This window comes from Microcoleus sp. CAWBG640, from assembly GCF_020883015.1.
Lineage (GTDB): Bacteria > Cyanobacteriota > Cyanobacteriia > Cyanobacteriales > Microcoleaceae > Microcoleus > Microcoleus anatoxicus.
Window position 1 is genome coordinate 1 of the sequence record NZ_JAHRFC010000144.1, and the last position, 7,596, is coordinate 7,596.

The 7,596-nt window shown below is 48.1% G+C and carries 5 protein-coding genes and 1 tRNA gene; 5 read left to right on the forward strand and 1 reads right to left on the reverse strand.

Annotated features, from left to right (window positions below; all coding sequences use genetic code 11):
* Positions 1 to 373 precede the first annotated feature (373 nt).
* A complete protein-coding gene (locus tag AAFP11_RS28965; protein ID WP_341740128.1) occupies positions 374 to 2,014 on the forward strand; it encodes an MBL fold metallo-hydrolase in 1,641 nt (546 codons plus the stop codon).
* Between the two features lie 99 nt (positions 2,015 to 2,113).
* On the opposite strand, the gene AAFP11_RS28970 is transcribed toward AAFP11_RS28965, so the two are convergent.
* Entirely contained in the window at positions 2,114 to 2,425 is a 312-nt protein-coding gene (locus tag AAFP11_RS28970; protein ID WP_340522346.1) for a DUF6679 family protein, read from the reverse strand.
* Positions 2,426 to 3,024: 599 nt separating this feature from the next.
* On the opposite strand from AAFP11_RS28970, the gene AAFP11_RS28975 reads away from it, so the two are divergent.
* The 4 genes from AAFP11_RS28975 to fba all read left to right on the forward strand — a co-directional run bounded on the left by AAFP11_RS28975 (position 3,025) and on the right by fba (position 7,509).
* Positions 3,025 to 5,103: a CapA family protein gene (locus AAFP11_RS28975; protein ID WP_341740125.1), complete on the forward strand. Its 2,079-nt coding sequence runs from the start codon at positions 3,025 to 3,027 to the stop codon at positions 5,101 to 5,103.
* A gap of 93 nt (positions 5,104 to 5,196) precedes the next feature.
* Entirely contained in the window at positions 5,197 to 6,096 is a 900-nt protein-coding gene (locus AAFP11_RS28980; protein ID WP_341740126.1) for an aldose epimerase, read from the forward strand.
* A 67-nt stretch (positions 6,097 to 6,163) separates the two neighbouring features.
* Positions 6,164 to 6,235 (forward strand) — tRNA-Lys (locus AAFP11_RS28985).
* 194 nt (positions 6,236 to 6,429) lie between these two features.
* A complete protein-coding gene (gene fba, locus AAFP11_RS28990) occupies positions 6,430 to 7,509 on the forward strand; it encodes a class II fructose-bisphosphate aldolase (RefSeq protein ID WP_341740127.1) in 1,080 nt (359 codons plus the stop codon).
* The last annotated feature ends 87 nt before the right edge of the window (positions 7,510 to 7,596 follow it).

A 7,596-nucleotide genomic window follows, 5' to 3' on the forward strand; every position in this document is an offset into this window, starting at 1 on the left:
CCGATTGAAATAGTCACTTCATTGGATTCCATAATAGAGGATACCTAACTGTATACACTCTATTATGTGTACATTCCGGTAAGTTTGTCTATATATGGGTAGATTTTATCTGACAGTTCCCAACCCTGGTCCAACGGCGGTTAAGAGTTCAGCTTCGCCGGAGTGACAGGGTTTTCAACCCAGTTTTCTGATAAATCCTGATTTACTACCAATTATGTATCACTCGCAAGATCCCTTTCCTTGGTAGCATCAAATCTTAAGGGCAGAATTTGTATCGCAAACATTTCCACTCGATCGCTCAATCGAGTCGTCACAAGAGTTTAAATGTGGTGATACAGCAAATTGCGCGCAAAGCAGGGAGCTCACCGCAATGATGGAACTCGATTGTTTACCTTACGGCGCAGGTCATGGTAATGAAGGCGTCTGTCTGTTAGTGCGAATGGGACCGCACCGGATTTTACTCGACTGTGGTGTCGAAAATATCCCACTGCTGTCAGCAGAACTCGATCGGCCAGATCCCGCCGATTTAGTGATATGTACCCATGCCCATGCCGACCACGCCAGAGGTTTACTAGCACTTCACCAATCTTTCCCCCAGTTACCCATCTATGCCAGCGAAGTGACAACCCAACTGCTACCCCTGAACTGGTTACAACAGGCCCAGTCATCAGATTTGCATTTCTGTCAGCCACTGCCTTGGCAGTCCCCCGTGGAACTGCGCCGGGGACTCACCGTCCAGTTATTCCCATCGGGCCATTTGCCCGGAGCGGCCACTGCCATCCTCACCTATGCTGCCCCCCACCGCACCTACACCCTCGTTTACACCGGTGATTTTTTTCTGTCCAATTCTCGTTTGGTGGAAGGGTTGCCCCTGGGAGAACTCCGGGGACTCAAACCCGATGTGCTAATTTTGGAAGGTAGTTATGGTACTGCCCGTCACCCTCACCGCCGACAACTGGAAAATCAGTTAGCAGAACGGATTCATCGCGCGATCGCCGACGGCTATTCCGTACTGTTGCCCACACCAGCACTGGGTTTGGGCCAAGAACTCCTAATGCTACTCCGCAGCCACCACTATTTTACCGGTCGCGACTTAGATATCTGGGTAGATGGTGCGGTGGCTGACGGCTGCGACGCTTATTTGGAATTGCTACCTCAATTTCCCACAGCAGTCCAAAATTTTGCTCTGCATCAACCTTTATTTTGGGATGAAAGGGTCAAACCCCGCGTGCGCCGACGAGATCCCAAACAGCAGCCATTTTTGGGCCAAGGCCCCTGTATTGTGATTACTGATGAAACTGCTGATTGGAATTTGTACGTTGCCGATCGCACCCATCCTTGGATTGTACTTCTACCTCAAAAACCCGGATATCCTGTCAGAGAATCTGTTGGTGACAGACAGGAATCAGGAGTCCGACCGATCGAAACTTACTTATTAGCCGAACACTGTGACGGACCCGGAACTACCCAGCTAATTCACAACTTACGCCCGCAGCACGTAATTTTGATCCACGGTTCCCCCGCCTATTTGGCGGATTTGGCTAATTTGGACGAGTTGCGAAACCGCTACCAGTTGCACACTCCGGCCACGGGAACTATTGTAGATCTGCCCCTAGGCGAAATGTTTTTGCAACCAGCCATCCCGGAAACTAATTATGAGGGAGAACTCAGTGACTTGGGGACGGAAGTAGCCATTAATTTGCCACACCAGATTACAGACGATCCCCGCTGGGTCAATTTTGCCGATACCGGTTTGGTAGAAGCCCGATGGCAAGGGGAGGAACTTGTGCTGCGGGGGATTTCTCAACGGGAACTGTTGTTTCAAGGGAGCGATCGAACTCGCATCATCAACATCGAATGCTGTGCCAACTGCCAGCACTACCGCGGCCAGCGCTGTTGGAGTCAATTATCTCCTTTGTTTGGATTCAAAGTCACTCCCGATGGCTACTGTCCCGTGTTTAAATCGATACCAGAGTCGGAACTCTCCCCCTCGGAGGAAACCGACAGCCCCTAGTTCCCTGTTCAACTACAACAGAAACAGAGCGCAAAAAAGGGAGAAAAGTTATTTTCTAATCTCCCCAGTGTGATTTGCTCCCTAGACAGAATCTGAAAACTATTCCAAACTAGAGTCTGGGTAGTGATTGCGAATTTGTTCTGCTTCTGGACAATCGTCAGAAACTAGGGGCTCGCAGTTAATTCTCGACACCGAAGCCAATTTTTGGGACACAGAGCCAATACTCTCTAGACGCACCATTTCTTCCCAAGAGCTGAGTTCGTCTTCTTCGTCGGTTTCGTAGCGCAGCGTGACTAGATCCCCTTCAATATCTAGGATACGAGCGCGCTCTATCCAACGTTGCTGATCTCGAAGAAAAATAGAAACCTCACGACCATCACAACAGAGTTGATAGATTTTGCGCTGTAGCATTTGTCAGTTCTCCTGCGCAGTGTAACTTGCTTAAAAGATTGCCTGTTTACATTAACGTACTTTGAGCTTTACATCGGAAGGCACAGCCCGATAGACTAGCCAGTTTCACGTTTTCTAAAACTTTGAAACCGATGGGAATTACCAAATTAAATGATACCACTAAATCTACCTACTACGCCATTTATATTGTCACAGTTTATGCAGTGCCTGTATTAGGACCTAGGATCAGCGTCTGCCTTCTGCCGAACTGCCATACCTCAAGCCCAAGTGCCGAACTGCCGAAATGCTATATGTGCAGATCGATCGTCAAAGCGACACTCAAACAAGGATAATAAAAACAGACTCTGCAAAGAAATTTCGATCGCCCATCCATTTTTCCGCAAATTTTGCCACTCATCACCAAAGGTCAGGATTAAAATTAGCCAATTGTGATGGGAGTCACTGACAGCAGTGGGTAACTAAATGTAGAAAATGGTGGCGGCCAATAACTAGCTTCAAAGCGGGCAGCGGAACCTGTGGCGGTTAAGCTAAGAAAATTGCAGTTCCGTTAAAACAAAATTGAAGTCAGCGCGAGTGAAGCGTGTTAAGGAGGCTAATTGATGGTATATGCAGAAAATTGGTCGCAGCCGTCTATTCTGGAGCTAGCGCGATCGGGAAACTTTCAAGCGCTTAATTATTGGATAGACAGTTTGCTGCGACCAGAAGGGATTTATGCCCGCGTCGAAGAGGCTCAGGCAGGATGCGTACAAATCTTGGTAGAATTCCAGCGCGACTTTGCTTCAGATGCCACACTACTGGGGAGCACTCTGCGAGAAGGTGTAGTCAAATTCATTTGTCACCAACTGTGGAGACTTAACTCGCCAGCAGTAGAAGGCGTGAGAATTCACGCGCGTTTAGCAGGAGAACCAGAAATTCTTTGGAAACAATCAGTACGCATCGTCACTCCGGCAAATCGGGGACGGCGACGTTACCGTTCCCTGCTGGTATTCGATTGGGTTAAATTTAAAAGCTATCGTTCTCTACTGCTAGTCGGTTCATCACTGGCTTCATTTATATTAGGTTGTTGGGTGACATACCAAGAAGCTCTGGTGATGCGGTTAGACCCGCCCACCTCTGCATACCAGAAAGTGGCAGTAATGTCCGGTCCTCCTCCCAAACGCGGGAACACCGTACAAGGAGCTTTAGAAACATTACCAGTAGTAAAGCTCGATCGAGTTGCCAATCCTTATGACCCTACTGTTACTCTGATGTTCGGCGGGAATGTGAATCTATTAGATGCCTTTTCCAAAGTGGCAGACAGAGGCTACGATTGGGCCTTCGCAAACATGGAAGAATATCGCAAAGCAGATGTGGCGATGGTGAACCTAGAAAATCCCCTGACTCGCTCTAGCTTGGGTAAAAATAAAAAACAATTAAATTTTCAAGCCGATCCAGAACTGGTCAAAGTATTAACAGCAGGCGGAGTGGATATTGTCAATCTAGCAAATAGCCACACTATGGACTACCAGGAACCTGGACTGGTGGAAACTATAAATACTCTAAATAATGCGGGAATTCAGCATCTGGGAGCCGGCAAAAATATTAAAGAAGCAAGGCGTCCAGATATTATTGAAGTTAAGGGTCAGCGGATCGCTTACCTTGGTTACTACGATTCTGACCTCCACGCTGCCGACTTGGGGACAGCAGGAACTAACCCGCGCCGCAATAACCGTGTGGCGGAGGATATTCGAGCTCTCAGGGGTCAGGTAGACTGGATTATTGTGAATTATCACTGGGGAGTAGAATTGGCAGATTATCCAGGGGATTGGCAGATAGATTTGGCTCGGTTCACGATCGACCAAGGTGCTGATTTGGTGGTAGGACACCACCCCCATGTTCTGCAAGGTGCGGAAGTTTACAAAGGCAGACCGATAGTTTACTCCCTGGGAAATTTTATCTTTGGGGGCAATGCTCGCAGCGATTACGACACAGCAGTGCTGAAAGTATCGCTCAAAGACAGAAATATGAAAGTAGAGTTTCTGCCTGTGGAGGTAAAAAAGTTTCAGCCGAAGGTGGTGACAGGAGCAGCGGCCGATCGCATCCTTAAGCGCGTCGAGCAGATTTCGAGCATTTTCGATCGCCCAATGCGATCGCAAGTAGTTCTAGAAGCCCCATTGTCGGGAGTACCAGACCAAAAAAATCCGAATTCTCAATTACCAGTAGTGATTAAGAACCGTACACAAAAATCCCAGCCAGATGCCCCTTCCCTAGGAGGTGAAAGTAGCCAACCCCAGCCAGGACAAATCAAACCAAATCGTAGTTTGCCCACTTTGCCCGTGGCACCCAAACAGCAAGAAAATTCGTCATTTTTTGAGAACGGAAACTTTCCGGCTGTTGAGTCAAGCCCGCCTCCGAGTAAAGATTTGCCACCCCGCATCTACCGAGGTGAACGTCAAAAACCTAGTGGCGAATCAGATCCATTTACCAAAGAGCCATTCATCAAAGAACCGTTCATTTCGCCGCCATCTCCGAGTTCGCCAACAGGAAGCGGTCCCCAAAGTTATCTTCCCCCAACTCAGTCTGTATCCTTCAAACTCGCGGTCAAACCACCGACTCCCACAGCGCTGCTCCCAGCTAAAAAAACCTCCAGCGACTACAAGCCGATCGCCTTGCCTCCCCTATCTGCAAAGATAGGTTAACCAGCAGGGAGGACTACCGAGGGAAGAAATGAGAGTCCAAGGGGTAGCAACAAATGGGCGACTAACTACTAACCACAAATTGACTGACAACCAATGATCCATGACCTACTACCGATGACAAATGTGTTTGCGATCGCGCTCAAGCAAAAGCAGTACAAAACCTACGTCCTCTCTGACGAAACCGCTAACTCCACTCTCGAAGTTGTGCCGGAACGAGGCGGTATTGCCACTAGCTGGCTGGTTGAAGGCAAAGAAATCTTATACTTAGACACCGAACGGTTCACCAATCCCGATTTGACTGTACGAGGCGGAGTGCCGATCCTGTTTCCCATCTGTGGCAATCTCCCCGACAATACCTACACACACAAGGGAGTGGAGCGGCAACTCAAACAGCACGGCTTTGCTCGCGATTTACCTTGGACGGTAGAGGAAATGGTGACGGATGGTTGCGCCGCTGTTACCCTGATGCTCGAAAGTAGCGACAAGACCCTGGCTGTTTATCCCTTTGATTTCCAACTAGCCTTTACTTATCAGATTAAAGGCAATGCTTTGGAAATTTTTCAGCGATACACCAATCTGTCTGAGGAACCGATGCCCTTTTCTAGCGGCTTACACCCTTACTTTTTAGCAGAGGACAAATCCCAGCTCCGCTTTGAAATTCCGGGGATGCAGTACAGAGATCAGAACACTCACTCCAAGGGTTATTTCACCGGAGTTTTTGACCCCAACCTGGATGAAATAGATGTTTCCTTTGATGAACTCACAGGCCTGGCTGCTACTGTCACTGACTCGGCTCGCGATTTACGCCTCACCCTTAGCTACAGCTCTAGCTATGGCAAGTTGGTCTTCTGGATGCTCAAAGGCAAGGATTTTTACTGTTTGGAACCTTGGACTGCTCCTCGGAATGCCCTAAACACAGGCGAACACTTGATGTATTTGCCCCCCGGCGCGACTTGCGAGATGTTGGTGCGGATGACGGCAACTTTTTTGTAAAAAAGACTTGCTATTTAAAATGATGGGTGCTACTATTAGTAAATGTGCGCGGTAACAATGTTTTCGCGGGTCGCTAGCTCAGCGGTAGAGCATTCGGCTTTTAACCGATTGGTCTCGGGTTCAAATCCCGGGCGACCCATAAACTAACATCAAACAAGAAATATTGAGTTCTGAGTATAACACTCAGAACTCAATATTTTAGTATTGAGAATTTTCAATTGAATCTGCAAACATCCTGCGCGATCGGTAGCAAATTGTCTTAAGATTGTCGTAAGAATTGAACTTGTCCAAAATTCACTGGCCAGAAACCACAAATAATTAGGAGGAATATCTATGGCGCTAGTACCTATGCGACTGCTGCTCGACCACGCGGCTGAAAATGGTTACGGCCTACCGGCTTACAACGTCAATAACATGGAGCAAATCCAAGCCATCATGCGTGCTGCTGACGAAACCAACAGCCCCGTGATTCTGCAAGCTTCTCGCGGCGCTCGCTCCTACGCTGGGGAAAACTTCCTGCGCCACTTGATTTTGGCCGCAGTTGAAACCTATCCTCACATCCCCATTTCCATGCACCAAGACCACGGCAATGCCCCCGGTACTTGCTATTCTGCCATGCGCCAAGGTTTCACCAGCGTGATGATGGACGGTTCTTTGGAAGCAGATGCTAAAACTCCTGCTAGCTACGAGTACAACGTTCAAGTTACTCGCGATGTCGTGAATGTTGCTCATTCCATCGGCGTTAGCGTCGAAGGTGAACTGGGTTGTTTGGGTTCTCTGGAAACCGGGATGGGCGAAGCAGAAGACGGACACGGCTTTGAAGGTGCTTTGTCTCACGATCAATTGTTGACAGATCCTGAGCAAGCTGTTGATTTCGTTGAGCAAACCGGCGTTGATGCTCTAGCAGTGGCGATCGGCACTTCTCACGGCGCTTACAAGTTTACTCGCAAGCCCACTGGCGAAATTTTGGCAATCAGCCGCATTGAAGAAATTCACCGCCGCTTACCAAACACTCACTTGGTAATGCACGGTTCTTCTTCTGTGCCCCAAGAATTGCTGGAAATCATCAACAGCAACGGTGGCAAAATCCGCGAAACCTACGGCGTACCAGTCGAAGAAATCCAAAAGGGAATTAAGTGCGGCGTTCGCAAGATCAATATCGATACTGACAACCGTTTGGCGATTACCGCTGCGGTGCGTCAAGCTTTGTTTGCGAAGCCTGATGAGTTTGATCCCCGTCACTTCTTGAAGCCATCGATCAAGTTTATGCAAAAAGTTTGTAGCGATCGCTATCAATCTTTTGGCTGTGCTGGCCACGGTACAAAAATCAAGCAAGTATCTTTGGATGATTTTGCAGCTAAATATGCTAAGGGCGAATTGAGCTCTACTGCTAAGAAAGCTGTAACTGTTTAAGAATTTTAAGGTTTAGATTTTAGATTTGTCTGAATCCTAAATTTGGTATTTCCGGGTAGCTTTGGAGTTACCCGGTTTTTGTTTGTG